23 protein-coding genes and 3 pseudogenes are annotated in these 25,931 nt (G+C 68.6%); 11 read left to right on the top strand and 15 right to left on the bottom strand.

Annotated features, from left to right (window positions below; translation table 11 throughout):
* Positions 1 to 26 precede the first annotated feature (26 nt).
* The 3 genes and pseudogenes from RNB18_RS45180 to RNB18_RS45170 all read left to right on the top strand — a co-directional run bounded on the left by RNB18_RS45180 (position 27) and on the right by RNB18_RS45170 (position 1,634).
* Positions 27 to 206 (top strand): hypothetical protein, encoded by a 180-nt coding sequence (locus RNB18_RS45180; protein ID WP_311719974.1) that lies wholly within the window; start codon positions 27 to 29, stop codon positions 204 to 206.
* Positions 203 to 352: pseudogene (locus RNB18_RS45175) on the top strand (ATP-binding protein); the annotation flags it as partial. The gene RNB18_RS45180 and the pseudogene RNB18_RS45175, both read left to right, overlap by 4 nt.
* A 379-nt stretch (positions 353 to 731) precedes the next feature.
* Positions 732 to 1,634, top strand: a complete 903-nt coding sequence (locus RNB18_RS45170; RefSeq protein ID WP_311719962.1) for a carbon-nitrogen hydrolase family protein — start codon at positions 732 to 734, stop codon at positions 1,632 to 1,634.
* Positions 1,635 to 2,179: 545 nt separating this feature from the next.
* Here RNB18_RS45170 and RNB18_RS45165 read toward each other — a convergent pair.
* Positions 2,180 to 2,629, bottom strand: a complete 450-nt coding sequence (locus tag RNB18_RS45165) for an SUKH-4 family immunity protein (RefSeq protein WP_311719961.1) — start codon at positions 2,627 to 2,629, stop codon at positions 2,180 to 2,182.
* Positions 2,623 to 3,192 carry an Imm21 family immunity protein gene (locus tag RNB18_RS45160; protein ID WP_311719960.1) on the bottom strand — a complete coding sequence of 190 codons (570 nt, stop codon included), beginning with the start codon at positions 3,190 to 3,192 and terminating at the stop codon, positions 2,623 to 2,625. Before RNB18_RS45160 ends, RNB18_RS45165 begins: the two co-directional genes overlap by 7 nt.
* A gap of 640 nt (positions 3,193 to 3,832) precedes the next feature.
* Between RNB18_RS45160 and RNB18_RS45155 the strand changes: the two genes are divergently transcribed.
* Positions 3,833 to 5,113: an IS701 family transposase gene (locus RNB18_RS45155; protein ID WP_311719959.1), complete on the top strand. Its 1,281-nt coding sequence runs from the start codon at positions 3,833 to 3,835 to the stop codon at positions 5,111 to 5,113.
* 140 nt (positions 5,114 to 5,253) lie between these two features.
* Here the strand turns inward: RNB18_RS45155 and RNB18_RS45150 are convergent, their stop codons facing one another.
* Positions 5,254 to 5,973 (bottom strand): helix-turn-helix transcriptional regulator, encoded by a 720-nt coding sequence (locus RNB18_RS45150; protein WP_311719958.1) that lies wholly within the window; start codon positions 5,971 to 5,973, stop codon positions 5,254 to 5,256.
* A gap of 16 nt (positions 5,974 to 5,989) precedes the next feature.
* Positions 5,990 to 6,952, bottom strand: coding sequence for an alpha/beta hydrolase (locus RNB18_RS45145; RefSeq protein WP_311719957.1), 963 nt, complete (start codon positions 6,950 to 6,952; stop codon positions 5,990 to 5,992).
* A 141-nt stretch (positions 6,953 to 7,093) separates the two neighbouring features.
* Between RNB18_RS45145 and RNB18_RS45140 the strand changes: the two are divergent.
* Both RNB18_RS45140 and RNB18_RS45135 read left to right on the top strand, forming a co-directional pair.
* Positions 7,094 to 8,213, top strand: a pseudogene (locus RNB18_RS45140) (IS630 family transposase).
* Between the two features lie 76 nt (positions 8,214 to 8,289).
* On the top strand, positions 8,290 to 9,030 hold the full coding sequence (locus RNB18_RS45135; RefSeq protein WP_311719956.1) for a hypothetical protein: 741 nt from the start codon (positions 8,290 to 8,292) through the stop codon (positions 9,028 to 9,030).
* Positions 9,031 to 9,248: 218 nt separating this feature from the next.
* On the opposite strand, the gene RNB18_RS45130 is transcribed toward RNB18_RS45135, so the two are convergent.
* The 3 genes from RNB18_RS45130 to RNB18_RS45120 form a co-directional block, all read right to left on the bottom strand.
* Positions 9,249 to 10,187 carry a serine protein kinase RIO gene (locus RNB18_RS45130; protein WP_311719955.1) on the bottom strand — a complete coding sequence of 313 codons (939 nt, stop codon included), beginning with the start codon at positions 10,185 to 10,187 and terminating at the stop codon, positions 9,249 to 9,251.
* Positions 10,188 to 11,210: 1,023 nt separating this feature from the next.
* A complete protein-coding gene (locus tag RNB18_RS45125; protein WP_311719954.1) occupies positions 11,211 to 11,717 on the bottom strand; it encodes a lamin tail domain-containing protein in 507 nt (168 codons plus the stop codon).
* A gap of 796 nt (positions 11,718 to 12,513) precedes the next feature.
* Positions 12,514 to 13,167 carry a TetR/AcrR family transcriptional regulator gene (locus tag RNB18_RS45120; RefSeq protein WP_311719953.1) on the bottom strand — a complete coding sequence of 218 codons (654 nt, stop codon included), beginning with the start codon at positions 13,165 to 13,167 and terminating at the stop codon, positions 12,514 to 12,516.
* A 133-nt stretch (positions 13,168 to 13,300) separates the two neighbouring features.
* Here RNB18_RS45120 and RNB18_RS45115 point away from each other — a divergent pair, with 133 nt between their 5' ends.
* On the top strand, positions 13,301 to 14,053 hold the full coding sequence (locus RNB18_RS45115; protein WP_311719952.1) for an NADPH-dependent F420 reductase: 753 nt from the start codon (positions 13,301 to 13,303) through the stop codon (positions 14,051 to 14,053).
* Between the two features lie 891 nt (positions 14,054 to 14,944).
* Here the strand turns inward: RNB18_RS45115 and RNB18_RS45110 are convergent.
* Positions 14,945 to 15,622, bottom strand: a complete 678-nt coding sequence (locus RNB18_RS45110) for an alpha/beta hydrolase (RefSeq protein ID WP_311719951.1) — start codon at positions 15,620 to 15,622, stop codon at positions 14,945 to 14,947.
* Positions 15,623 to 16,081: 459 nt separating this feature from the next.
* Positions 16,082 to 16,579, bottom strand: a complete 498-nt coding sequence (locus tag RNB18_RS45105; RefSeq protein ID WP_311719950.1) for an ArsR/SmtB family transcription factor — start codon at positions 16,577 to 16,579, stop codon at positions 16,082 to 16,084.
* 75 nt (positions 16,580 to 16,654) lie between these two features.
* Between RNB18_RS45105 and RNB18_RS45100 the strand changes: the two genes are divergently transcribed.
* On the top strand, positions 16,655 to 17,974 hold the full coding sequence (locus tag RNB18_RS45100; RefSeq protein WP_311719949.1) for an MFS transporter: 1,320 nt from the start codon (positions 16,655 to 16,657) through the stop codon (positions 17,972 to 17,974).
* Between the two features lie 86 nt (positions 17,975 to 18,060).
* Here the strand turns inward: RNB18_RS45100 and RNB18_RS45095 are convergent, their stop codons facing one another.
* Positions 18,061 to 18,459 carry a hypothetical protein gene (locus tag RNB18_RS45095; RefSeq protein ID WP_311719948.1) on the bottom strand — a complete coding sequence of 133 codons (399 nt, stop codon included), beginning with the start codon at positions 18,457 to 18,459 and terminating at the stop codon, positions 18,061 to 18,063.
* A 63-nt stretch (positions 18,460 to 18,522) separates the two neighbouring features.
* Positions 18,523 to 19,056 (bottom strand): phosphoribosyltransferase family protein, encoded by a 534-nt coding sequence (locus RNB18_RS45090; protein ID WP_311719947.1) that lies wholly within the window; start codon positions 19,054 to 19,056, stop codon positions 18,523 to 18,525.
* Between the two features lie 491 nt (positions 19,057 to 19,547).
* Here RNB18_RS45090 and RNB18_RS45085 point away from each other — a divergent pair, with 491 nt between their 5' ends.
* Positions 19,548 to 19,718 carry a hypothetical protein gene (locus tag RNB18_RS45085; protein ID WP_020121623.1) on the top strand — a complete coding sequence of 57 codons (171 nt, stop codon included), beginning with the start codon at positions 19,548 to 19,550 and terminating at the stop codon, positions 19,716 to 19,718.
* Between the two features lie 627 nt (positions 19,719 to 20,345).
* Here the strand turns inward: RNB18_RS45085 and RNB18_RS45080 are convergent.
* Both RNB18_RS45080 and car(A) read right to left on the bottom strand, forming a co-directional pair.
* Entirely contained in the window at positions 20,346 to 20,558 is a 213-nt protein-coding gene (locus tag RNB18_RS45080; RefSeq protein WP_311719946.1) for a DUF4287 domain-containing protein, read from the bottom strand.
* 247 nt (positions 20,559 to 20,805) lie between these two features.
* Positions 20,806 to 22,461: an ABC-F type ribosomal protection protein Car(A) gene (gene car(A), locus RNB18_RS45075; RefSeq protein ID WP_311719945.1), complete on the bottom strand. Its 1,656-nt coding sequence runs from the start codon at positions 22,459 to 22,461 to the stop codon at positions 20,806 to 20,808.
* A gap of 691 nt (positions 22,462 to 23,152) precedes the next feature.
* Here car(A) and RNB18_RS45070 point away from each other — a divergent pair.
* Positions 23,153 to 23,581: an ATP-dependent DNA ligase gene (locus tag RNB18_RS45070; protein WP_311719944.1), complete on the top strand. Its 429-nt coding sequence runs from the start codon at positions 23,153 to 23,155 to the stop codon at positions 23,579 to 23,581.
* A 290-nt stretch (positions 23,582 to 23,871) separates the two neighbouring features.
* Here RNB18_RS45070 and RNB18_RS45065 read toward each other — a convergent pair.
* Positions 23,872 to 24,155: pseudogene (locus RNB18_RS45065) on the bottom strand (tyrosine-type recombinase/integrase); the annotation flags it as partial.
* Positions 24,156 to 24,339: 184 nt separating this feature from the next.
* Here RNB18_RS45065 and RNB18_RS45060 point away from each other — a divergent pair.
* Positions 24,340 to 25,203, top strand: a complete 864-nt coding sequence (locus tag RNB18_RS45060) for a tetratricopeptide repeat protein (protein WP_311719943.1) — start codon at positions 24,340 to 24,342, stop codon at positions 25,201 to 25,203.
* A 71-nt stretch (positions 25,204 to 25,274) separates the two neighbouring features.
* Here the strand turns inward: RNB18_RS45060 and RNB18_RS45055 are convergent, their stop codons facing one another.
* The gene (locus tag RNB18_RS45055) at positions 25,275 to 25,853 is read right to left on the bottom strand and encodes a hypothetical protein (RefSeq protein ID WP_311719942.1); all 579 of its coding nucleotides are present in this window, start codon (positions 25,851 to 25,853) and stop codon (positions 25,275 to 25,277) included.
* Positions 25,854 to 25,931: the final 78 nt, after the last annotated feature.

Genomic DNA, 25,931 nt, shown 5'->3' with positions numbered 1-25,931 from the left:
CCCCGGCGGTCTGCGGCGTCGTGTGCGTGGGCGACTTCTCGGAGTTTGTTGGCGGCGCCGCGCTCCGGGCTGAGCAGATCGAACCCGACCGCGACGGTGACGCCTCCTGCCCGCTACACGAGGCCGCCGCCCTGTTCACCGACAACGCCGGGCAGCGCCTGATCTGGGCTGCCCGCTCCCTGGACCCGCAAGGAGAACTCGTATGACCTCGCTGACCTATCCGCAGCTGCCGGAAAGCTGCCTGGTGGTTCTCATCGGCGCGTCCGGTGCGGGTAAGGCCACGCTGGCCGGCACCTGCCCCGCCTCTCAGGTCCTCTCGCTCGATGCCCTCAAGGATGCGGTCAGCGACGACTTCTCTGTCAAGTTCAGCGTGTTGAGCTGGTGTTTCTTTTCAGCCGTCGGTCATTCGACGGTGCGCTGGATGTGTTGAAGGATGTTGACGGAGTCTGCGAGTGACGGCATGATGACCGACTGCGTGGCCTACGCCGAACCTCCCGCGACCGTCCCCAGCACGGTCTCCTGTCGGAGGCAAAGGGACCAGCGTCTCAGGTCGTTGTTGCAGCCCGATCGCCTCGTGCGAGGTTGCTGGGGAGCCGTCGCGCAAGGCGTGGAAGGCCGCGATGACAGCCCGTAGGAACTTCAAGCGCCAGGTGCGTGCCCGCGCCGCCAAGACCGGCGAGTCCTACACGCCCGCCCTCCGGCACTTCCGTCCGACTCCATCAGGAGACGTCATGTCGGAAGCAAGGAATCCCAAGAGCGTGCGGCTCGCCGTAGCGCAGACGCTCGTACGCGAAGACCCCCGAGACGTTGAAGCACTGCGCGAAAGCGGGCGTGAGGTCCGTGCTCTGATGCGCGAGGCCAGTGCTCAGGGAGCGAGGATCGTGCACTTTCCGGAAGGCGCGATCTGCTTTCCCAGCAAGTTCGTCATGTCGGTCCACGGCCCGGACGCGGTCGGTCCGGCGGACTGGGATCGGTGCCAGTGGCCCGTGCTCCAATCGGAGTTGGGTGCGATCGCCGAGCTGGCCCGCGAGTTGCGGCTGTGGACGGTGATTGCATCGGTGCATCGCCTGACCGGCCCGAACCGCCCGCACAACAGCCTCTACGTCATCTCCGATCGCGGCGCCGTCGTCACGCGCTACGACGAGCGTCTCCTGTCGAAGACGAAGGTCTCGTACATGTACTCGCCGGGCGTCTCACCGGTGACCTTTGAGGTCGACGGTGTGCGCTTCGGCTGCCTGCTCGGCATGGAGATCCACTACCCGGAGTTGTTCGCGGAATACGAGAAGCTGGATGTCGATTGCGTCCTGTTCTCTACCAGCGGCACCCCGGGGAACACCGCCGCCCAAGCCCAAGGCCACGCAGCGGTCAACAGCTACTGGGTCAGCCTGTCAGGGCCGGCACAGCACAGCGCCGCCGCACCGTCCGGAATCGTCGCTCCCAATGGCCACTGGCTTGCGCGGTGCCCCACGGACGACTCGCCATCGGTAGCCGTCGTGAACCTCGACGACAGTTCAGAGGCCGCCGCCGACGCAGTGACCTACGGACGTCCCTGGCGTCGTGAGGCACGATCGGGCATCTACACCGACCACCAGGTGATCGACCCGCGCAGCGACGACCGGACAGCGGCCTTCTAGCTCAGAAACAGAATCCGAGGGGTTCGCGCGTACCGGATGGCTCACAGCGCCGCGAACACCTCGGATTCAGGCCGTCCCTCACCTTGGTGAAACGGCTGAGGAACCGAAGGCGCCTTTTACACGGGCTTACACCTGGCTGCTACTGGCGGAAAGGCGCCTGCGCGGGGAGCGCGCGAACCACCGTTGCACGATCTGCCAGTTGATGGCGCAGGCGACCGTTCTCCACCGTGGTTGGTGCAGAGCGCCCACCAGTGATCTCGGCGTTGGCCTTGAGCTGGGCGTTTTCCTTCGCGTGGGAGGCCCGTAGTGCCTTTCAGTCGGCGGATCTGTGTGGAGGGTGGTGGGGGTGTCGGCTGTGGCCCGGGCGGTCTCGATGTTGAGCAACCCGTGGATGCCGCCGCGGCCGCAGGCTAACGGTGGAGTCGGGTATCGGAACAGTCTGAATGGCCTCTGCCAGTGGGGGGTAATAGGCGTTCGGCGAGGTGCCGCCGCCAGTTGGAGCCGCGACTTCCACTGTGGTTCCGCGTCATCTGCAACGCCGCCCCTCACCAGAGCCAGCGATCGAGGAACTCGGCCCAGATGAAGCCGATGTAGCCCTCGAAGGCGGGCGGGTCGATCGCCTTGAGCTCGTCCGCAGGCTCGCTGAGTTCGGCCAGGGCTTCGTCCTCATGCTCGTCCGGGTCGTTGAGGATCGGAGACTGGCTCACTCGTCGGCCGTAGTGGTGCAGTGTCTGCAGCCAGAGGTCGATGGAGGAGTTGGCGAACCAGGCTTCCCCGTCGGGCAAGACGTAGTGGACCTTTCCGGTATCCGGCTCGACGCCGAAAGCCCATTGCAGACCTGGCACGAGGTCGCGGTGATGGTTCCGGGAGAGCTGATAGAGGACGGTTCCCGATGCAGGGCCTTCTGGCACTCGGGGATGCGCCAGCTCGGCAGGGTCAGCTCGGGTGACGTGCTCGGTTCCGGCCCACGCGGTCATGTCTTCGTAGGTCAGCACTGGACGTCTCCCCGAGCGTTGGATGCGACGGGCTGTCCATCTCGACCGGCTGAGGGTGGCAACCGGACGCTGAGGAGGCGCACGAGGATGAGGTACTCACCGGGGACTTCGATGTATCCCGCCTCGATCAAGTACTCGCCCGTTGGCAGGTCGATGCGCAAGTGTTCCTCTGTGGCGATCTCGGTGGATTCGTAGACCGAGTCGAAGAGGACGACAGGCTCATCGATGGTCCAGGTGGGGCCCGATTCCCATTCCACGCGAGGGAGCAGATCGACGACGAGGGCGAGGAGGCTCGCATCGTCTTCATCGCCGGCGATCTCCCTGACCAGGACGTTGTGCTGGCGAAGGAACGTGGTGCGGGCCGGCATGTCACCCAGGACGAGCGCCTGTGCGCCTCCGACGTCGATGAGTCCCACGTAGCCGTCGACCTCGCAGGCGCGTCCGTAGTCGCCTTCGTCATCGGGGTAGGTGCGCGGGGCGCCGCCCCAGTGGTGACAAACAGACTGGGGAATGAGGATCAAAGGTCCGCCGGCCGAAGTCACCCAGGGGGTTTCGCTGTTCATCGTCCTCCTTGCCGGCTTTGTTCACGAGCTCGGGAGGCACCCTGATCCACCGTCGGGTGATGTTTCTGGCGAAGGGCCCTGGTCATGCCGTAGAGGTCCAAGGCGATGACCAGGGAACACGCCTTGGCTGGCCGGCTGGGCGGACATCGACAAGATCGAAGCCATCCTCATGGCGCACGAGATGTTGGACCTGGCCCAGGCCGGAGTCACGGACGAACCCGACCCACCCTTGCGTGGTCGCGTGTTGAAGAAGCCACCCAACGACGTCCATCGTCACCCCGAAGTCGTCCTCATGGACGCACGTCCGGACGGTCAGGGCCCACGCTGCGCTGCCGTCCGAGTTCGGCCTGTCCGTGGCACGGACCAGCAGGGAGACATCGGCCCCGCCGAACGAGTGGCTCGCTGAGCCACCGCCGAAGGCCTGCCAGGGGCTGCCCCATGACTCCCAGTCGGTCGACTTCACCTCTGTCGGCATGTCCGCCTGTCCCAGGAGCCACCTCAGTTCCAGAAGTACCGGATCTGGCAGATCCGGCGGCAGGTCCACCGTCAGGAACAGGTCGTAGTAGTCACTCACATCAGGGACCCTAGTAGGACTCCGTTAGGTCTTTCTGTCGGGCCTGTTCGGGAGCATGTTGGGTGTGTGGACGCACATGAAGTGAACCGTGTACGGGCGGCGTTGGCGTTCTACGTGGCGGATGTGTTCGCGTCGGTGCCGCGCAAGGACCAGCGGGCCAAGAGCGACTGCTATCTGCGGGGACTGATGCTTGACGGCCGCCGTAAGTCGATCCAGGCAATGGCCGCGCGGCTGCCGGACGGCAACGAGCAGAACCTGCAGCAGTTCGTTAACCAGTCGACCTGGGATCCGGTGCCGGTGCAGCGGCGGATCTGCGAACGGATGCTGCCGCTGATCGGTCCGGCGGCGTGGGTGATCGACGACGTGTCGATGCCCAAGGACGGGAGGATGTCGGCCGGGGTGGCCCCGCAGTACTGCGGGGCTCTGGGGAAACGGGCGAACTGCCAGGTCGCGGTCAGCGTCCACGCCGCGAGCGATACTGCCTCCTGCCCGCTGCAGTGGCGGCTGTTCCTGCCCCGGGAATGGGCTGCGGACACCGGCCGCCGGACCCTCACCCGCGTCCCGCCCGAGGTCACGCACCGCGAGAAGTGGCGCCTGGCCCTGGACATGCTCGACACACTGGCAGGCTGGGGCATGAGCCCACCGGTCGTGGTGGCCGATGCCGCCTACGGCACCAATGCGCACCTGCGGGCCGCCCTTGCCGATCGCCAACTCGCCTACGTCCTGGCCGTCCGTTCGGACGTGAGCGCCCACCCCTTCGACGCCGAGCCCGAGGCCCCGGCCCGCAACGGGGATACCGGCTGCTGGCCCCAGCCCCGCTACCGGCACCCCGCGCCCTCGGTGGCAGCCCTTGCCGCCGGCATTGGGCAGGAGGCGTTCACCTCTGTCACCTGGCGGCTCGGGTCGAGAGGGGAGTTACGCTCCCGCTTCGCCGCCGTGCGTGTGCGGCCCGCGGGCAAGGCCGTCGAGCGTCCCATCAGGGCTGCGGCCTCAGCTGAACAGGGGTGGTGGGACGGGATCCTGCCCGACTGTTGGCTGCTGATCGAGTGGGCCGCCGATGCCGAAGCGCCGACCGACTACTGGCTGTCCAACCTGCCGGACGACACCCCGATCGCCGACCTGATGCGTCTGGCCAAGGTCCGCTGGCGCATCGAGCACGACTACCGCGAACTCAAGCACGGCCTGGGACTTGACCACTTCGAGGGCCGTTCCTGGCCCGGCTGGCACCACCACGTCACCCTCGTGACCGCCGCCCACGCCTTCCTCACCGAACAGCGCCTGGCCCCAAAAGTCCCCGGACCGGTCTCACCCTCTACCAAGTCCTTGACACCCTCCAGGACGTCCTGAGGTGCTGGACCGGCATCTGCACCACCTGTCACCAACCCCTGCCCGCCAGGACACACACGACGCCAAGATCAAGACAGACCTAACGGAGTCCTACTAGTGCCGTGACCGGGAAGGTTCGCCGGGTTGGTGGCTTCGGATTCTCATCGTGAGGGTGTGAGTGGGGCCAGTGCGGTGGGTTGTACTGCGCCGGCGGCGGCCGAGCCGAGTAGTAGTTCGGTCAGGTTATGGGGTTGTGCCTGTTCGCCGGTTGGAGCCGCTGCTGCGATCCGGTCCAGCCGGAAGCCCCGGCCAGCCCGGCGTGTGCGGCACCAGGCGATGAGGTACCAGCGGCCGTCGGCGGTGAGCAGTCCGGCCGGTTCCACGACGCGGTTGCTTTCGTGTCCTGCCGCGTCGGTGTAGGACAGCCGCAGCACCATGTTGTTGGCGAGGGCGTGCTCCACCGCGGTACGGATCGCGGAGTCGCCGTGCGTCGGCAGGGTAACGATCCGTGCGGCGAGTTCTTGGGCCGCCGCCGAGGCGGGGCCGGCCATCGAGGCCACGATCTTCTGAGCCGCCGTGCGGGCCGCACCGGCGTACGGGGTGGACGCGTCGGCCGCGGCGAGCGCCGCGGTCAGTGCCGAGGCTTCATCGGCACTGAGGTGGATCGGGGGCAGGGTCATCTCCGGGTCGATCGACCAGCCGCCGCCTCGCCCGAGTATGGAGCGCACCGGGACACCGGTCTGCATCAGTGTCTGAAGGTCGCGCTGTACCGTGCGTGTGCTGACCTCGAACCGCGTGGCGAGCGCCGCGACCGTCAGCGGCCGCGGCGCCGCCGCGCGCAACTCTTCCACCAGTGCATACAGCCGGTCAGTGCGGTTCATGCCGCCGACGCTACCGTCACGCGGAGGCCAGGAAGCCCCGCTCTCGCCGTAGTTCCCGCTCGGTGATGGTCAGGGGGAACAGAGTGAAGCCGTGCATCGCGCCGGCGACGACGCCGAGCTGCACAGGCGCACCCGCCGCCTGCCACCGCGCGGCCAGGAACAGCGAGTCGTCCAGCAGAGGATCTTCGGTACCGACGACGATCCGGGCGGGCGGCAACCCGGCCAGGTCCGCAAACAGGGGCGAGACCTCCGGGCTACGGCGCTGCTCTTCCCCCATCCCCGGTGTGAACAGCTCATAGCCGCCCCGAAGCGTGTCGGTATTGCTCAGCAGCTGTCGGGGGCCAAACCTCCGCTGGCTTGGTGTCATCGACAGGTCGTAGGGGCCGAAGAGCAGGTGAGCTGCCCGGAACGCGCCGGTGATGCCGTGCCGGTCGCGAAGGCGCAGCAGGGTCACGACGCTGAGGTGAGCACCGGCCGATTCACCGCCGATCAGCAGCCGGTCGGTACCGAACTCGGCCGCGGCGTGTTTCACCAGCCACCGGGCAGCCGCTTCGCAGTCGTCGGGCCCGGCGGGGAACGGGTGTTCCGGCGCGAGGCGGTAGTCCACGCTCACCACGGCCAGCCGTGTCTGCTCGGCGAGCCGCCAAAGCCGCTCGTCCTGTCCGTCCGCGGACCCGAACGCCCAACCGCCTCCGTGGATGTGCAGGTACACGCCGTCGACTTGGTCCGGCACGAAGACCCGTACCTTCACTGCGCCCTCAACGACGCGGTCTTGGCCGTGCGGCAGTCTTACCGGTGGCGTGTCGCCGCCGAGCCGGTTGCGCCGCAGGAGCGCCAGCGTGGCGGCGCTCGGCGCCTGCCCGCGAGCTGGACGGCTCGCGGCGGCAGCCTCAAATTGCTCGTTGAACCCCAGGGTCTCGGGGAGGCAGTCCTCATCTGTGATCGTCATGCCCTCGACAGTCTCAGCGGCCCGCGACAACGCCCTGTCACCCTTTCTTTGTGAACTGCGTCATGCTTCTGCCGTGCTCCTGGTGTGACCGGGATCGAACACCGGGTTGGTGCAAGGTGGCCTCACGTCGGCCGTCTGCGGTGACATGTCCGATCAGCACGGGGAGATCTGATGGCAGAGCCGGTCAGGGTGCGCAGGCCGTCCGAACAGGAGGGGCAGACTCTGCAGCGGATCGTGCGGCGGGGCAATTCCAGCACGGTGCGGTTCCGCAGGGCGATGACGCTGCTGGCATCGGCGGGCGGCAACAGCGTCCCGGTCATCGCGAGGCTCGTTCAGGCTGACCAGGGCACCGTCCGCGGCGTCATCCACCGCTTCAACCAAATCGGTCTGGCCTGTCTGGACCCCCCGGTGGGCGGGCGGCCGTCCCCGCCAACTCAGTCCTGATGACGAGAACTTCGTCGTCCAGACGGCCAAGACCCGCCCACGCAAGCTCGACCAGCCCTTCACTCGCTGGTCGATCCGCAAGCTCGCCGCCTACCTGCGCAAGGTGCACGGGCAGGGCATCCGCATCGGCCGGGAGGCCCTGCGCTGTCTGCTGGCCCGCCGCGGGATCACCTTCCAGCGCACCAAGACCTGGAAAGAATCCACCGATCCCGAGCGCGACGTCAAGCTCGACCGGATCGAGCTCGTCCTCGCACGCTTCCCCAACCGGGTCTTCGCGTTCGACGAGTTCGGGCCACTCGGGATCCGCCCGACCGGCGGGTCCTGCTGGGCCGAGCGGGGTCGCCCGCAACGGGTGCCGGCGACCTATCACCGCACCCACGGGGTCACGTACTTCCACGGCTGTACGCGGTCGGCGACGACACCTTGTGGGGCGACAACCGCCGTCACAAGGGCGCCGCCCAGTCCCTGGCCGCGCTGAAGTCCATCCGGGCCGCGCGCCCGGACGGCGCCCCGATCTACGTGATCCTGGACAACCTCTCCGCCCACAAGGCAGCAAGATCCGCCGGTGGGTCCGGAAGAACAAGATCGAGTTGTGCTTCACCCCGAGAATGCGTCCTGGGCCAACCCGATCGAAGCCCACTTCGGCCCGCTGCGGCAGTTCACCCTGGCTAACTCCCACCATCCGAATCACACCGTCCAGACCCGCGAACTGCACCGATATCTGCGCTGGCGCAACACCAACGCCCGACACCCTGACGTCCTGGCCGCCCAACGCCGTGAACGTGCCCGCATCCGCAGCGAGAAAGGCATTCGTTGGGGCGGGCGCCCCCTCACCACGGCGGCCTGACCACGCCAACCCGGCGAACCTTCCCGGTCACGGCACTAGCATGGGCGCAGGGCCGACGGAGGGAGTGACAGACCTGATGGAAGAACCCTTGGAGCCGAACATCACTCCCCTGCCTGCGTCGTTTCCCATCGTGCCTGCGACAAATCCCGACGGCGGCTGGGGTGCGCAGCGGACTCCGCTGCCCGCGCCGCCGCTCGGTCTCGACCCCACGCAGCGCGACGGGGAGCTCGACCCCCTCGCACTGCGCACGTTCGTGCTGTCGACGCTGTCGCCGGAAGACCGTCGAGCCTTGCGCGAAAGGCTCACCCCCGAGGAACGAGCCCGCCTTGCAGCGGAGACGGCGGGCCCTGAAGGAGAGCGCCTCCTCATGATCCGCGCGGGGCTGCGGCTCCTCCTCGGGCAGATGCTGGACGCCGACCCAGGGGCCGTCGTCCTCGATGACGGCCCCTGTCCACACTGCGGCCGTCCCCATGACCTCACCGCGAGCTCCCCGGCCGGCCGCCGACTGCACTACGCCGCTGTCGGGCGAGGCGATCTCATCGTGTACGCAATCTGTCGATTCCCCGTCGGACTCGGGCTGGGCGTGCCCGACGGACCTGGCCGCCAAGCATGGCTGCGGGCCCGCCGTCCGGCCAGGCTCGCCGCGCGCCGACAGGCCGTGGCCCGGGGACTGTGTTCCGCTCCGCGGGACAGTTCGCTGGAGCACATCGTGCGCTACGTCGATACGGCGCCCGAATACGACTGTGTCGTATCGGTGGCGCTGGAGGTGCCTTACCGCCCGGACAACCCCGTTTTCCGGGACCCGCCGACCGACTGACAGGCCCGGAACCGTCAAGCTGACCAAGGCGCGTTGCTTGACCCTCCGTCCCGGCCCACGATCTGATGCAGCGTGGCCTTCCTGGTCGGGCAGTCTGCGTACACGGAGAGGAGCGGCTACCGCACCCTGTGCGGTCAGATCGGACATCACCCGCATCCAACCGTCACCGCCCAACCCGGCGAACCTATGCGGTCACAGCACTAGCCGGCCCTCCCGGTTCAGAAGGCGTGCGCCATCAGCTCCGCGAACAGCGCGTGCTCATCGGCCTCAAGGCCCCGCGAGCGGAACCAGCCGCAGATGTTGGCGCAGTCCCGTTGGAGGAAGTCCATCCCGTTGAGGTTGCCGACCAGATCGACGATCTGCGGCAGGTCGATGATGACCAGCCGCTCGCCCGCCGCCAGGATGTTGTACGCCGAGAGGTCGCCGTGCACCAGGCCGCTCTGCACCATTGTCGCGAGCGCATCGGTCAGCTGCCCGAAGTAGGCCGCCAGCAGTTCGGGTGAGGGCCGGGTCTGGGCGAGCCGGGGTGCGGTCGCTGCGGCGCCGTCCTCGTCGACGACGGTGATCCACTCCATCAGGATCTCGGTGCCGTCGATCTGGACCGGGTAGGGAACCGGCAGCCCGAGATTCCAGAGCCGCACCAGCGCACCCCACTCGGACACCGCCCACTCGCCGGCCGCGACCTGCCGGCCGAAGGTGCTCTTGCGCTTGAGAGCCCGCTCGTCACGTGAGCGCTTCATCGAACGGCCCTCGGTGTAGGCGGCGGAGCGGTGGAAGGACCGGTGCTCGGGAGAGCGGTACCGCTTGGCCGCCATGACCACGCCTCCGGCGGGGTCGAGCGGGTCGGCGCGCTCGACGAGATGGACGTCGGCCTCCTTGCCGGTCTTGAGGACGCCGAGCTCGGTGTCGATCGCGCCCTGCGAGGTCACCACCCAGTCGGGGAGCGGCTCGGGGCCTCGGCACAGGGGTTCGACGCCGAGCCAGGTCGACCAGCGCTGGCCGTCGGCGAGGTCGTCGTAGGCACGGAAGTCGAAGACGAACCGGTCGTCGATGTCGCCCAGGCCGTCCGGCGGCGGGACGCGGCGGCGGGCGCCGGCGCTGAAGGCGTCAGGAAACGCGGGGTACTGAGGGTGCTGCGAGAGATCGTCGTGAGACATCGCTGGAGGTGCTCCATGAGGTAAGAGAGAGGCGGTCTGCGGGCAGGCCGAGGACAGTCGTGGTCACGGTCGTGCCTCCTCTCGTGGAGCACCGGGCAGCTCCCGGTGGCTCGCCCATGGTGAGGGTCGGACACGGGGCGCGGCAACCGAATAACGCCGGCCCGCATCCATCGGCCCCGGCAGAGCACGGCGTCGGCATCCGGCGTGATCCTGCGGACCGGGCCCTGCCTGTTGCTTTTCGCAGGACGCTCCCCTGCATGCCGCCGTGGCCGACACCCCGGCGGGCACAGAGTGCTCTCCTGCGGCCCGACGGCGACGACGCTGACGCGGACAGCGGCGTCCTGATCACCCCGGCCGTGCGCACTGCGGCCGGCCGCTACACCGGCCCCGCCGTCTCCCGGGGGGCGCCATGGCCGCGTACCTCTGCACGATCTGCGGTGCCGGTGTCCGGGCCGAGGCGGCCCGCGACATCCGCACAGCGACCCGGCACGGTCGGGACGCCGGGCACCCTGACGGCGGCCCGTGCCCCGCGAACAGTGCGCACGCCGGCCGACTCCGCGTGCGCCGCCCGGCATCAGGGGGCACGATCCGTCAAGCGTTCCCGTCGCGGGCGCGGACGATCCGTCAGGCGTCCCCGTCGCGGGCGCGCCGCCGGTGGGACGCTGTACCGCTGCACTCGCGGGTCGTCATCTTCCTCATGGCGGTCGACGTAGCATCCCTCACCGGCGCCGCTCTGGCCGACGCCCTGGACGACACCTCCGTCCTGACCAGCTGCCACGACCGGATCGCGTGCTGACCTCGGTCAGCGCCGGCCTGGTCGGTCCGCACCCGAGACACGATGCGTAGTCCACCCCGGTGAAGTCCGTCTGGCGGCGGCACGGAGTCCCCGCGCGCATCCGTCCGTCCGAGCCCTGACCAGAGCGGTGGCAGGCTGCACGGCGGACGGCCCCGACCGGGCAAGCCGGCCGGGGCGCTGTCGCCTCACCCTGCGGGCATCACCTGGTGCGGCGGATGCCCGGGGGGTCAGTGGTGGTGGCCACCGCCGTGGTGGTGGCCGCCGTGGCCGCGGTGGTGGCGGCCCCAGGATTCGTCGTCAACGAAGCGGTCGTGGTCGTTGCGCAGGGTGGCGGTGTCGGAGTAGTTGTCCCACACCTCGTTGTGGCGGTCCATGTAGAGGTCGCTGTCGGTGTCGTGGCCCCTGCCGGTGTGGATACGGACCGTGGCACGGCCCTCGAGGCGGTAGTGGTCGAAGGTGTAGGTGTCGCCGTCCTCGTTCTTCAGAGTCCAGCCGTCGAGGTTGACGGTGCGCCGCGAGGTGTTGGTGAGCTCCACCCACTCCTTGTTCAGTGAGCGCCGCGAGCGGTCGTCCCGGCCGGGTGAGTCGTACTGGACCGCGCTGATCTCCACCTTCGTCCGGTCGGGCCGGGCGTGGTCGGCCGCCGACGCCGGCAGCGCCACCGCCCCGACGATCGCGGCGGCCGACAGCGCGGCGGCGGACAGACGACGGGCGGTCACTGTGGAAGAAGACACGAAGCCCCCAGGCTTGTACGAGCACCCGCCTCGTTCCCGGCCCCTGGCAGCGGGGCGGGCCAAACGGGCTGGTGCGGGGTGCGGGTGGCGGCCGGTCGGCCGCACATCCACACCATGGCCGTGCTGTGCAGATTGTGAACGTGATACGGGCGGTCCGTTACTGTTCGTCCATATTGCTGTGACTCTTGGATGCATCGTCCATTTACGCGACGTACGCACCATGTTGACGCCACGCCAGATCACCGACCGGTACGCGCCTTGCTCCCCCACCCGTGACCGCCGGCATACGCCACCCCCGTGCTTGCCGTCCCGTCACCCGAAAGTGCGTAACAAGCCCTCCGGGCGCCGCGCCCCATGGCGTGCGCACGCCCGGCCACACGCGCCACGTCTCCACGGGGGACCGCTTCATCGAAGGAACCCCTCTGCCCGGGCACCGGGGTTGCGGAGCCAGGACGGGCGGGGTGCAGCGGGCCGTGCCGCTCGCGAGCACCGAGCAGGCCACCTGCCCGGCCTCCCGTACGCCAACGGCACCGCACGGATCCTGTGCGCCGGCCCGGATCCGAAACCGGAGACGGACACAGCGCCGACGCATTGCCGGCCGGCTCACCTGCGCCGCCAACACCCCGCCCCGGCACAGTGCCGACCACGGCACTCCCAGCTCTGCCCCCCTGCCCTGCCGAGGCCCGGCTTGTCCTGCCGTTCTGTCGCAGGACTCGCAGCAGTGAGAAGCTGCGCCATATCCCCTCGGTCGGTGACGCCCTGCGAGGACCGGCCTCGGGGAGCATCACCGTCGCCACTACCGGACCGTCGGCAGCAAGGAGTTGTGGACGAGTGCCGGGGGTAGGGGCCCGGTGCCGGTGGCGCACATGCCGTCGAAGGTGAGCCGCAGGTAGCGCCGCCAGGCCGACGGATCGGCGGCCAGCAGGGGTGCGGCGGTGTAGTACACGCCGCAGATCAGCAGCATCACGTCCTGCCCGTTCACCTCCGCACGGAGTGAGCCGTCGCGTTGCGCCCGCCGCGCCAGTGACTCGGCTGTGGCGATCAGCTGCTCCTGTCCGGCCTGGATCTCCGGGTGCCGAACATCCGACACCATACGCAGGGCCTCCGCGAGCGCCCGGTTGTTTGCGTAGAGATCGACGCCCGCGCTCATGAACTGCAGCAGGGCGGCGTCGGCGTCGGCCTGCTCGGCCTGCCGGCGGCCCACTGCCACCAGCCCGTCGATTGCCTCGCTGATGATCGCGGCGAACAGGTCCTCCTTGGTGGGGAAATGCCGGAAGACGGTTCCCTTCCCGATACCGGCTCGTGCCGCGATCTGCGCGATGGACGCGTCCGCGCCGTGCTCGGCGAACACCTCCGCGGCAGCCTTCAACAGCGCCTTGCGCGTCCGCACCGCGTCGGCTCTCATCCGTCGCGCGGGCGGCGCTGCAGCAGCTTCTTCTTCAGTGTTCATGGGTCCACTCTACGCAACATGACCGGACGGTCCGGTTAGGTGGTACGGTAGCCAACATGACCAGCCGGTCCGGTTACGGTTCGTGGCTGTGGCCGGTCCGGCATTTCCTCATCCCATTGGAGAACAGAGCACCATGAGCAAGACACTCGGCTTCATCGGCAGTGGCAACGTCGGCGGCATCCTGGCCCGCCTTGCTGTCGCCGCCGGCCTGGACGTCGTCCTGAGCAACTCCCGCGGCCCCGAGTCCCTCGCCGATCTCGTCGCCGAACTCGGCCCCCGCGCCCGGGCGGCCACTCCCGCCGAGGCCGCCGAGGCCGGGGACCTGGTGGTGGTGTCCATCCCGCTGGGCGCCTACGAGAAGGTCCCGGCAGAGCCGCTGGCGGGCAAGATCGTGATCGACACGCTGAACTATTACCCGGAGCGCGACGGCCGCATCGCAGAGCTGGACGCGAACGAGCTGACGACCAGCGAGTTGGTGCAGCGCCACCTGACCGACTCCCGTGTGGTCAAGGCGGCCAGCAACATCGTCTCCAGCCAGCTGTTCAGCCTTGCCCGCCCCTCGGGTGCGCCGGACCGCAGTGCCATGCCAATCGCCGGCGACGATGCCGCCGCCAAGGCGGAGGTCGTGGAGTTGCTCGACATCCTCGGCTACGACGCGGTGGACATCGGCACGCTCGCCGACAGCTGGCGCAGCGAACCAGGCACGCCCGTCTACGGCAAGGCCTACTACGGGGAAGTGCCCAAGGACGTGAGCTTGGACAAGACGATGGAATGGATCTTCCAGGCCCCGGGCGTTCCGATACCTGCCGACCGCGTGAGGGAACTGACCGCCACGGTTGTCCGGGGCCCCGCGGGCGGCAGCTTCTCGGTCGACGCCTGGACCTGAGTGGAGAGCATCGCGGAAGAAGTGGTGGAATCGGAACTCCTGACCGGGTCCGGACACCGACCCACCGTGGGGGTTCCGGCCGCCAGCGGGGAGACAGACGCCTGCGGCCGCCGCCCCGGCTGCGACTGCTGCGGCTGAGCCGACACCTGCACGACGCAGAGAGACCCCGGCCGTCACATGGCCGGGGTCCTCTGCTGTCCAAGATCATGGTTTAACTGGCATCACCGTCCGCCTGGCCGTGGCCCTCACCGACGCCTGGGACGACTACCGGTAAGAGCGGGCTGTGCTTGTCTTGCTGGCTGCGCGAGAGCGAGCCGGATCTCCGGCTCTGTGAGGGCGACGGCTGCCGACATTCGGGCCGCAGGAATGAAGCCTCGCCGTGGTGTGAAGAGGCCAGGTCACACGGCTTCAGCGCAAGGCGGCGGGGGCGAGGCGGATGGTGTTGTGCGGCTGCATCCGGACGCGTATGGGCTTGAGCTTGCTCACCGTTTTGAATGGCTCGACGGGGTGGGGTGCGGCTCGGGGCGGTCGGGGGCGAGGACCCGAGGCGGTTCAGTCCGGCGTGACGGCCAACTGCCCGGAGTGCGGAGCGTCCTGGACGGTCGGGGTCGGCCGTCCCGTCTCGGCAACGTACTGCTCCCCGGTGCCGCAAACGGGCCTGGCACAAGCGGCGCACTGGGCGGTGCGAGGTGTGAGACCGGGCATCCGGCGGTCATGGGGCCGCTCCACGCGCCGGGTCCGCACTTCCCTTCCTGCGGCCGGATGGTGCGAAAGGACTGGCGTCCAGGGGCGGACTGGGCGAGGCAGTAGCGGACGTCGGCCGCTGTGTAGAGCACCGCCTGATCGCGCAGCTGCCTGTACCTGCGACACCAACGACCGGTGGTGACCCCTTCATCCATCGGGCTGGCGCGAAGAATCGGCGAGCAGTTCCTGCAGAAGTTCGACGATGAGATCGGGCTGCCCTATGAACGGGGAGTGGCCCGTCTGCCATTCGCGCACGTCGGTGCAGCGCGAGGCCATCTTCCACTGCAGGACCGGGGTGATGGCCCGGTCCTGCGCGCAGACGACGTAGGTGGAGAGAGCGTGCTTCCAGCTGTGACGCTCTGGGATGCCTCGTCCGCAACCGGGGGCTTGCGCGCGCAGCAGGCCAACCGCCCAGGCGGCGAGAGGTTCGGGACAGTCACCGTAGAGTGTGTCGGCAGCCCTGTTGGGTTGCAGGCTGGTCGAGCCGTCGGGCTCAGGGTTGATCGCGTCCTGGAGCTGCGGGGACGCGCCACCCAGAGAGGCCGCGCTCTCGCCGACATCCGGCACGAAGGCCGCCAGATAGACCAGGTGTCCCACCCCGCGCAGCCCAGTGATCACTGACCCGCCGTAGGAGTGACCGAGCACAATCGGAGGTTCCGGTAGCGAGTCGATGACCGCCTGGACTGCTGCTGTGTCAGCGGGCAATGAGCCCCGGTGGAGCTCGGGAACGACGACCTCGGTTCCTGCGGTCCGCAAGCGTTCTGCCACCCGCGCGAAGTGTTCGGGACGGTGATACAGGCCATGAACGAGCACCACGGCGGCCAATGCGCACGTCTCCTCGGGTCGGTATCAGACGAGTGCCGGTCAGCCGTATCGTCGCAGCAGTCCGTCTGCGTGCGCCTCCAGCCGTTCTCCCAGCACCCCAGCCGTCAGTACAAGTGGCCGGAGTTGCCGGCGAGGTCGCGGCCACTCGCCAAGTCGGCCAACTGACGTCTGGCACGCACCTCTAGTCCGGTCCCTCGAGCAGCACGGCGCCCAGCGCGGCGGTGCAGTCCTGGCCTGTCGCCTGGCTTCCCCTCCCCCGTGCGGCGTAGCAGCAGCGCAGCCCCGGCTGCTTCCAAATACCGCGCATAGGCCTGCCGCCGCGTTTCATGGAGGCGGGCTGCTCGCTGATCCTCAAAAGTCATTCGTGCCGTTCTCAAGCACGGCGTCCGCCTGCTTATGTCCCGCATGGGGTGCTGCTGCCGCCTGCCGTTCGCCGACACCCCGGGCCGGGTCCGATCGTCAGGGCCGGTTCGGGTCGGGGTGCACCACCATGAAGAGCGACCAGGCGGGCGCGGTCGGGTCGTCCGGGCGGGCGGCGAACTCCTCGATCAGGGCGCGGAGCCGAGTCTGGAACTCCTCCATCTCCGCCGACGGCAGGCGCAGCCCGAGCCGGGTGCTGTCGACCTCGGCCGCGGGCGCCAACGCCAGCTCCTCCAGGAACGCGTCGAGCATTGACCGGTCCTGCGCGGGCGCATCGAGTTGCCAGGACTTCCGCGTCGCCAGATAGGGAATCTCCCGTGCGCCGCGCGCACCGCGTCGCTCCTCCTGGGCCTCCAGAAAACCGGTGCGTACGAGCGTCCTGATGTGGTGCAGCACGCTGGCGGGAGCACAGCCAAGGATCGTCGCGATTTCCTTGTTGGTGTGCGCCTCGCCGAGGCAAATGCGCAGGATGCGGAGGCGGAGCGCGGAGGCGAGTGCCTTCGCCTCCGCGTCGGTCGCCGGCCGACGTTCAGTCATGGTCGGTAGCCTACTGACGGGCCGGGCAGGACAAGTGATTGACAAAACCCAATCACTCTTCCACGGTAGTTTCCCATGACTGTTACCGAGCCCTCGCCCGGCCGCCCCGCCCGTCGTGGCGGACTGTGGTGGCATGCCGACTTCCGTCGACTGTGGCTCGGTGAGACGGTCAGCCAGTTCGGGACAATGGTCAGCCAGTTGGCGCTTCCTCTCGTCGCCATCCTGGTGCTGCACGCCAGTACCTGGCAGGTCGGGGTTCTGGTGGCGTGCGAGACCGCGGCGTTCGTGGCAGTGGGCTTGCCGGCCGGCGCGTGGGTGGAGCGGATGCGGTTCCGCTGGGTGCTGATCGTCAACGACCTGGTTCGGGCTGCCCTGCTGGCCTGGGTACCGGTGGCTCAGCTCCTGGGGGTGCTGACGATCGAGCAGTTGTACGTGATCGCGCTCGCCACCGGGGTCAGCACGGTCTTCTTCGACGTCGCCTACCAGTTCTACCTGCCCCAGCTGATCGACCGGGAGCTGCTGGTGGAGGGCAACGCGAAGCTCCAGGCCAGCGAGTCGCTCAGTCAGATCGCGGGCCCGAGCCTCGGCGGCGCGCTGATCCAGGCGCTCACCGCGCCCTACGCGGTACTTGTCGACGCGGTGAGCTTCCTGTGGTCGGCAGTGTGCGTGACGCGGATCGAGGTTCGGCCGCCGCGCCCCGAGCGCAGCCCCGACCCCAACCTGCTGCGGGAGATCCGCGACGGTCTGCGGTTCGTGCTCGGTAACCGGATACTCCGCGCCATCGCCATGTGTACCAGCTCGGCCAACCTCTTCGGTTCGGTGATCTCCGCCGTCTTCTACGTGCTGCTCGCCCGCGAACTGCGGCTCTCTCCGGGCGTCATCGGCCTGCTCACCTCGACCGCGGCGGTGGGTGGCCTGATCGGTGCACTGGTGGCCGGACGGTTCGCGGCGAAGGTCGGCCAGGGCCCGGCCATCTGGATGGCGATCGCGGTCGCCGGACCGTGCGCACTGGTCACACCGTTCGTACAGCGCGACTGGACGCTGGGCCTGCTCGCGGTCGCGCAGATCGCCATGTGGATGGGCATCGTGGTCTACAACATCAACCAGGTCAGCTTCCGGCAGGCGCTGTGCCCGCCCGGGCTGCTCGGCCGGATGAACGCGACGATGCGGTTCCTGGTCTGGGGCACGATGCCCTTCGGTGCACTGATGGGCGGCCTGCTCGGCTCCACGATCGGCGTCCGCGCCACGCTGCTGGCGGGGGCGGTCGGCCAGTCACTCACCTTCCTGCCCGTTTTCCTGTCGCCGCTGCGCCGGATGCGCGAACTGCCGTCCTACGCTGAGCCGGCGGGCGATGGGGATCCCACTGCCAGCCCGTTGGCGCCGAACGGACTCTGAGAATGAGGTCAGTGCAGCGCGGCACAATCAGCAGCCCGGAGCAGCACTCCTCGCGGGCCGTCCGCTCGGCGGCGCTGAGCATCTGGTCAGCACGGGACCACCTGACGGCTGCCGCGGTAACCGCGTTCGTGAATCTCCTGGAACAGGCGGGTGCCGCTGACCTGGCCCTGTGTCTCAGTGAAGCGGGCGTCGAGGTATGCCTTGAACGGTTCCAGGACGCCGTTGGGGCGGCGGTCCCGGGCGTTAGGTGATGCCGACGTCTCCGGCGTAGGTCGCGGCGAGGGCCTCGACCCTCCAGATCGCGGCGGGAACGCCAACTCCGGGCCGTCGCAGGCGTCGTTGACGAGATCTACGGTCAGTCCCACGGACTTGCCGTCCGGCCCTTGGCCGAGAACTTGACCTCCTGCGCTACGAAGGTCGATGCCAACGCGGAGCTGGGTGTCCTCCTGCACGATGACGGGTTCGCCGGTGGCGGTCGGGTCCACGCTGCTCTCCAAGGGGGGGTGAGAGTTCAGCTGACCAACCTGCCAGGCGGACACGTGTGAGGACTACCCCTCCCGAGCCGGGAGTTCGGCGGCGGTAATGATGCTGCGGACGCCCAGGTCGGCGCGGCGGGCCGGGGTGGTCTGGTCGACAATGACGGTGCAGCCGGCCCAGTGGCCGCCGCACTGCTTGATCATCGACCGCACGGCCGACGCCTGGCTGCCCGTCTCGATCCAGTCGTCGACCAGCAGCACCCGCTCCCCGGGACCCACCGCCGCCCGCTGCAGACGCAACTCCTGGCGAGTGCCCCGGTAGTCGGGGTCGCTGCGCCGGGTGAGCTTCTCCCCCGGAAAGATTCCCTCGCCCTTGCGTACTGCGACGAAGCCGACGCCGAGCTCGACGGCCACCGCCGCGCCGAGCAGGAATCCCCGCGACTCGATGCCGCAGACGGCTGTGACGCCGTCGTCCCGGAACGGCCCGGCCAGGCCGCCGACCACCGCGGCGAGCGCCCCGGGATCGCGGAAGATCTGCCAGACGTCGGCATGGCCGCCAATCCACCGGAAGCGTTCCAGGGCCAGACCACGTGCGTGAGACATCATGATCGCGAGTCTGCGGACGGACCGGCAGTCCGGGCAACCGGATTCTCCGTTCGGGGAAATGCAGACTGGTGGCCGACACCCCGCCTTCGTCGCGATCCTGATCTGGACCCGAAGCGACCAAAGTGCAGCCAGGACGGGTGCCGCAGCCGACTCGGGGATGACTGCGGCACCGTCCCGCCAAGCCCAGCGCGCGGCAGGAAGAACACGCCCCGGGGCCGACCGTGCTAGTGCCCCGCCCTCCGGCCAGGCTGCGCCGATCGGGTGGCCCGCCCGTAGCAGACCCGCGGGTTCGTCGGTCGTGCGCCGGTGGAAGGCGTCGAACGTGTCGCTACCGCCGGTACCGTCGGCCACGCGTTCAACTCGGTCCGACGGTGAGGTGAACATCGTGGAGAAACTGAGTCCAGTGCCCGCATGAGCAGTGGAGAAACCAGGGAAATCGACCGCGTGTTCTTGCATTCACCGGGCACAAGGAGCGACGGAGGTTGATAACTATGGTTCCCCTGCTTGTCGTTCTTCTGCTGGCTCTGATCCTCTTCGGCGCGGGTTTCGCGCTGAAGGCACTGTGGTGGCTCGCGGTCATCGTGCTGGTCGTGTGGCTGCTGGGCTTCGTCATGCGCTCCGCCGACACGGGCGGCCGCAAGGGCCGCTGGTATCGCTGGTAACCACCACCCATCAGCGACATGGCTGTGGGCTCCGGATGTATCCGGAGCCCACAGCCATGTCCCGGATCAGGACATCGCACCGGGCAAACGGTGTAACTACCACCCTCCCGGGAACCGCGCCTCATAGCCGGGACCCGGTGAAGCAGCGGAACTGCGCCTCCAAACCACCGGCCCCCGGCCACGAATCGGCCGGGCCGCCGGCCACTACCTCGTGCAGCCGTCTCGGGCACGACCAGGTCCAGGACGTCCTCCAGGGCGAGCCGCAGGATCCGCCCGTCCCCGACCGACGCACCGGCAGCGTCTGCCCCGCCCCTCCCCCCCTCCCACTCCTCAACTCCTGCCAGGGCATGGACGAAGGGGGTCGCAACGGGGATGTCCGCGACCCGACCACGCCACACGCGCGGGGTGACCTGGGCGAATCCCGAAGTGCTGTGGAGGCTCGCGCAACATCCAGCGCAACACCTACCGCAGCACGTTGGCCCAACGCCCAGCGCAACGGTTCCGATCACTTCAAGCAGCAGCGTTGGTGAATCGGTTCGGGAGGCAGAGCGGGAGGTACCCCTAGCTCTCCGCCCAGCGGTACGTCGCTCGGACCACCCCATGCAATGTGCTTCCGTGCGTGGCAGCTCAGTTTCCGGACTGCTCGGCGAGGGTGTGTGCGACGAGTGCATTGGCGTGACCGTGGCCCAGCCCGTGCTCGGCCTTGAGCCAGTTCACGAGCTCCATGTGCTTGGTCAGAGGCGAGGAGTGGATGAGGTCCTTCCACTCCGCGATCGGGCGACCGTACTTCTTCTCGATGGAAGGGAAGTAGCTGGACGGGCCCTTCACGGTGGCGGTCATGTCAGCCATCCTGTCTGTCCGTTGTGTTGCTTCGGTGTTGTCGCTGGTATGACCGAGGGGCACCAACGGAGTCATCGGTCGATGAAGGTGCGCTGCGTCACACCTCGTGCTCGCCGATGTGCGAGGGCAGGTTGAAAGGCGGGAACAGCCGCTCGGTGTCCCGAAACGCCTACCCGTTCGCCTCTGATCGGACGGGGGGACGGACCCCGTCGGCCGTCCCTCCGTCGGTACCGCGCGCGCCCAGCGATCAAGCGGCGGGGAACTCAGCCATGTGCCCGTCATGCAGCGTCAGGTGGGCGCCGTTGAAGCGGGACCGCATGCGCCGGTCGTGGGTGACGACGACCACCGTGCCCTGATAGCCGGTCAGCGCCTCCTCCAGTTCTTCGACGAGCGCGGGCGAGAGGTGGTTGGTGGGCTCGTCCAGCAGCAGAAGGTCCACTGGCTCGGTTACCAGCCGGGCCAGTTCGATGCGGCGCCGCTGCCCGTACGACAGGTCCTCCACCCGCTGCCGCAGATCGTCCGGGCTGAACAGCCCGAGCGAAAGCAGCGCCTCGATGTGCTCGTCGACGTCGCCGACCCGTCCACTGCTGAACGCCTGAAGCACCGTCATCCCCAGCGGCCATGGCGCCTGTTCCTGCCTCAGATGCCCCACCCGGCCCGACACCCGCACCGATCCGCTGTCGGGTGTCAGCTCCCCGGAGAGTACTCGCAGCAGCGTTGTCTTGCCGGCCCCGTTGGGGCCGGTGATCAGCAGCCGTTCACCGGGCCAGAGGCACAGGGAGTCGATGCCGAGCCGGTCGCCCACCCGTACGTCGGTGAGCTCGGCCACCGGCTCCTCCGATTGCGCGGCCTCGGTGGTGATCTCCGCGGTGAAGGTGAGCGGCTCGGGCGGCGGCGCGACGGGGTTCTCAGTCAGCCGCGCGACCCGTTCCTTGGCGTTGCGGATCCGCACCATCGCACCATGGCCCCGCCCGCGCATCCGGAACTGCCCGGCGCCGAAGACGGCGAAGGGAAGCTTGCGCGGGATGTTGTCCAGCCGTGCCACGTTGGACGTGATCAGCTCGCGACTGCGGTCCAGTTCGGCGCGCCACTGCTCGTACTCCAGCAGCCGACGCTGGCGTTCCGCCGCCTTGGCCGCCAGATAGCCCTCGTAGCCGTTGCCGTAGCGGGCCACCGTACCGGAGTCGACCTCCAGGATCGTGGTGGTGAGCCGGTCGAGAAACAGCCGGTCGTGGGTGACTGCGACGACGGTGCCCTTGTGCCTCCGCAGGTGTTCCTCGAGCCAGCCCACGGCCCGGTCGTCCAGGTCGTTGGTCGGCTCGTCCAGCAGCAGCAGTTCAGGTTCCGAGGCCAGAGTCGCGGCCAGGGCGAGGCGCGACCGCTCGCCGCCGGACAGAGTGCCCAGGCGCCGGCCGCGGTCCAGCCCGGGCAGCCCGAGTCCGTGCAGCGCGATCTCCACCCGGGAGTCGGCCTCGTAGCCGCCCCGGGCCTGGTACCGGTCGACCAGCACTGCGTACTCCTCCAGGAGGGTGGCGAGTTCGGCATCCTGCTCTTCCTGCTGCGGCCGTTCGGCCAACTCGGCCTCGACCCGGCGCATGCCCTCCTCCAGATTCCGCAGGTCGGCCAGGGCGAGATCGACGACGCCCTGGACCGAGGCGTCCGGCGGCAGCTCCAGTGTCTGGGCCAGATAGCCCACTCCACCGGGCGCGACCACCGTGAGTGCACCATTGTCGGGCCGTTCCTGCCCGGCGATGAGCTTGATCAGCGTGGACTTGCCGGATCCGTTGTCCCCGATGACTCCGACCTTCTCGCCCGGCTTGATCGTGACGCCGATCCGGTCGAGTACGACGTGGTCCTGGTAACGCTTGGTGATGTCATGTAGGGCGAGTTGCGCTGTCGACACGCAGGAGTCCTCCTGATCGTCACTGGGTTGAGTGAGGTCGCCGCGCACACAGAAGACCGTCGGGAGCGGATCCGTTCGGTGGGAAGACCGCACGGCGAAGCATCGCGGTGCGGTTGTTTCCTCAGGAGTGCACGGCGGGGCGCGGTGACGGAGCCAGGCTCGACGTCCCGCGCCTTCGCGGATCACACATACCGATCACAGGGAACCCATGGCACGAGGGTAGACGGTACGAAGCTGCACCGGCAACCAGTCTGCCCGGAGCCGGGTGGGGGTGGGCCCGTAGCACGGACGCCAGTTCAGGCCCCACCCTCGAGCAGGGTCCCTGCTCGGTGTGCTCGGCCGACCACATCGTCGGCGGCCCTGGCGCGGCGGCCCCGCCCGGCGCGCAACACCGGCAAGCCGCGCCGATCCCCGGCCGCGCCGCGCCCGCGCCGCCCATCCCGCCCTCCCACTCCTGCCAGGGCATGGGCGAACGGGGTCGCAACGGGGACGTCAGACCCCAGACCATGCCCGTACGTTGGGTTGACCTGCATGGACTTCGCGGCGTTGCCGTGCCCCGCGCAAGAGATGGTGCAGGAGAAGGCACAAGGGTTGGCCCAGGAGATGTTGCCGAGCCGCCGCCAGCCAGCTGACCGAAGGCAGGTCGTCACAGGCAGGACAGCATCGGAGCTCTTGGTGGAAAGGATCCAGTGTGACGTGGATACTGCCGGAGCCGATGCTGACCATTCCCGTGTCCGTGCCCGATCTGCGGCCTGGCTGTGCTGCGGAGCCGAAGTGGGACGGATTTCGGGCTCTCGTCTCCGTCGACGCGGGCCAGGTAGTGCTGCGCTCGAGGCGCGGCACCGAAATGAGGCCGTCGTTTCCGGAGGTCGTCGCCGGGGCCGTGCATCTGCCGGACGCGACCGCGCTGGACGGCGAGCTGGTCGTACAGCGGGGGACGTCGGCGGCGGAGAGGTCGGGGCGGGCGCGGTGCAGGCGTGCGGGGTGGCGCCACCGGCCAGCAGCGTCGCGGGCGACGTCGACGCCGACTTCCACCACCAGCTCGGGTTCCACCAGCGTGACGTTCAGTGACTCGCGGCTGCCCCACCCGGCGGAGAACGACCAGCCCGTCCACGGATGACCGTGCAGCGCCGAAGCAAGCTGGCCGGCGACCGTAGCGCTGGCCGTCCGGGTGAGGGTGGTGGTGCGGCCGGTGTACTGGGGCTGCGCACCCTGGACTACAGCCTGCTGCCGCCGCGGCAGCGCATCCACTGGGGATCCCCCTGGCGCCGTCAGCTGGAAGAGCCGAGCGGTGTGCATGTAGGGCGAAGGTGCAGACGTGGCGAGTTCCAGTTGCTCAAGGTCGGCGTAGAACGCCGGGTCGTACTTTCGCGCGTCGTCGGTGATTTAGTCGCAGGAGCTGCGGATGCCGGCGTCCATGGCCTGGGCGGTTTCGCGGTCGGCGCGCAGTTCGTTGAAGTGCTGCTCGATGGCGGGGAGGTAGGAGGGGTCGGGGCGGTAGAAGCCGCAGCCGGCGCATTGGAAGCGGATCGGGCACGAGGTTCCGCTGGTGACGTTGCTGGGTTCAGTGCATCGACGGCGACCGAGCGCAGCTCGTAGCTGGCCGTGGTGCTGGGGGCGGCCTGGCCAAGGCGGTCCACGACGTGGGTGCTGAGGATGGCCACGGCAGCGCGTTTGCGTTTGAGGGAGACCTGTACTGGTGGCGTCGGGTATTGGAACTGCCCGAATAGGCCTGCCTGTTCCGTGAAAGATCTTGAGGGCCTGAGAGACTCGGTGTCGACGCCGATCTCCCATGCGAGATCAAGCTGCATGCCGTGCGGAAGAGGCGCTTCTGCTTCAATCGGCCGGTTGCCACCCGCACTCTTTCCAGGAGCCTCCGTGACGTCCGTCCTGCCCCAACCCGAGTCGGCGCAGCTACAAGAGCTTCTCGTCGCTGGGCAGGAGGCGGCTGAGGTCGGACGCTGGGTAGATGCCGGGCTTGCCTGGATCGAGACTGCCAAGCTGGGCAGCCTGGACGGCGCGAACGCAGCCAGCAGATTCGCAGCCCCTCACATCAGACCGCTCGCTGATGCGGGAGACCCTGCCGCGCAGGCTCTGATGGCGGGGATCTTGATGGACTACTTCACCGAAGACGCCCTTCCGATGGCGGTCGGCTATGCCAGGGCCGCGGCCGCCGCTGGTCACGCCGCCGGCCTTCGCACTTTCGGTTTCATGCTGGTGCGAGGCAAGGGAGTGGAAGAGAACCGTGACGAGGCTCTGGCGCTGTTTCGTGCGGCAGCCGCGAAAGGGGACCCCTACGGGGCCTTCAACGCTGCGGTCACCCAGAGGGAAGGCAACTGTCGCGCTGACCGCGACGAGTACCTCCGACTGCTGACCCAGGCCGCCAACGGGGGCATCACGCAGGCTGCCGCGGTCCTGGGAGACGAGTTGGCGGCCGACAGACGCAACGAGGAAGCCCTGAGTTGGTACGTGCGGGCAGCCGAGAACGGCCACGCCGGCGCAGCGGATGTCGCGGCCGACTGGTACCGGGACGGCGTCGGTACGGAAGCCGACCCCGTGCAGGCCATGCGCTGGCTCCTCGTGCTGACCGCGCAATCGAACGTCGACGCCGTTCACCGAGCCCACCAGGTTGGCCCCCGGATGACGAACGAGGCGATCCTCGAAGCAGGACGGCTCGCGGATCAGCCCACCGAAGCCCACATCATGGTCACCACACTCGCGAGAGCACGCGAGCGCGAATGACAACCCCCAAGTGCCAGGGCACCGTCCTGATCCGGCCTTTCACGAAACTGCGGTCAGAGCTCCCGAAGACCTCAGCCAACGCGGACCCACGCCGTGAAGTCGTCAGCGAGTCCGGGCGGGTTGGCCGCCGCGGTCCGACGAGCAATCCCCTCGTAGTACTCCAGTTCGTGGAGGATCACGGGCACTGGCCTGCCGATGGCACTCTTGATGACGCCATCGTTGTGGAGGTCGCGCGCGAGTTGGACGCATGCCTGGTTGAAGTTGGCCTCGATCAGCACGGCGGTCGGCCTCACGGTTGTCATCCAGACCTCGGGGTGTGTGGGCTCGTCGTACCAAAGTCCGAGTTCGCTGATCCGCTGGCGGCGTGCTACGGCTCCGTCGGGGTCCCGGGTGAGGTCGCCGATGGCCGTGAGCTCGTTCTGTAGCCAGAAGGCGTGGTTCCAGCGGGCTTCCGCCTCGTCGGAGGCGTCCGCCAAGGTGCGTCGGAACTGGGCGTCGGTGTTGTATCCGATGATCAGGGTGGGCTGTCGTGGGTCGTCCCTCTCGTTGTCGATGAAGAACGAGATGACGTAGATGTGCTCTGCCTCGCCAACCGGGATCGAGCTGATCGCTTGTTCGGCAAGGGTCCGGAGATGGTCCTGGAAGGTCACGGGGCTGCAGCCCTTTCGTGTGCGGTTGCTGACGTCGGCGGCCTAGGGCGTGTGCCGAGTGGAGATCACGGGTCTGGA

The sequence above is a fragment of the Streptomyces doebereineriae genome (assembly GCF_031845645.1).
GTDB classification, from domain to species: domain Bacteria; phylum Actinomycetota; class Actinomycetes; order Streptomycetales; family Streptomycetaceae; genus Streptomyces; species Streptomyces canus.
This window is presented reverse-complemented; position numbering and strand designations above follow the sequence as displayed.

Bases quoted from the DNA above. Each gene is read 5' to 3' on its own strand.
- RNB18_RS45150 (WP_311719958.1), bottom strand. From the start codon at position 5,973: ATGAACCGCACTGACCGGCTGTATGCACTGGTGGAAGAGTTGCGCGCG.
- RNB18_RS45080 (WP_311719946.1), bottom strand. From the start codon at position 20,558: ATGACCGCCACCGTGAAGGGCCCGTCCAGCTACTTCCCTTCCATCGAG.
- RNB18_RS45090 (WP_311719947.1), bottom strand. From the start codon at position 19,056: ATGATGTCTCACGCACGTGGTCTGGCCCTGGAACGCTTCCGGTGGATT.
- RNB18_RS45130 (WP_311719955.1), bottom strand. From the start codon at position 10,187: ATGTCTCACGACGATCTCTCGCAGCACCCTCAGTACCCCGCGTTTCCT.
- RNB18_RS45170 (WP_311719962.1), top strand. From the start codon at position 732: ATGTCGGAAGCAAGGAATCCCAAGAGCGTGCGGCTCGCCGTAGCGCAG.
- RNB18_RS45135 (WP_311719956.1), top strand. From the start codon at position 8,290: ATGGAAGAACCCTTGGAGCCGAACATCACTCCCCTGCCTGCGTCGTTT.
- RNB18_RS45160 (WP_311719960.1), bottom strand. From the start codon at position 3,192: ATGAACAGCGAAACCCCCTGGGTGACTTCGGCCGGCGGACCTTTGATC.
- RNB18_RS45120 (WP_311719953.1), bottom strand. From the start codon at position 13,167: ATGAACACTGAAGAAGAAGCTGCTGCAGCGCCGCCCGCGCGACGGATG.
- RNB18_RS45085 (WP_020121623.1), top strand. From the start codon at position 19,548: ATGGTTCCCCTGCTTGTCGTTCTTCTGCTGGCTCTGATCCTCTTCGGC.
- RNB18_RS45115 (WP_311719952.1), top strand. From the start codon at position 13,301: ATGAGCAAGACACTCGGCTTCATCGGCAGTGGCAACGTCGGCGGCATC.
- RNB18_RS45100 (WP_311719949.1), top strand. From the start codon at position 16,655: ATGACTGTTACCGAGCCCTCGCCCGGCCGCCCCGCCCGTCGTGGCGGA.
- RNB18_RS45105 (WP_311719950.1), bottom strand. From the start codon at position 16,579: ATGACTGAACGTCGGCCGGCGACCGACGCGGAGGCGAAGGCACTCGCC.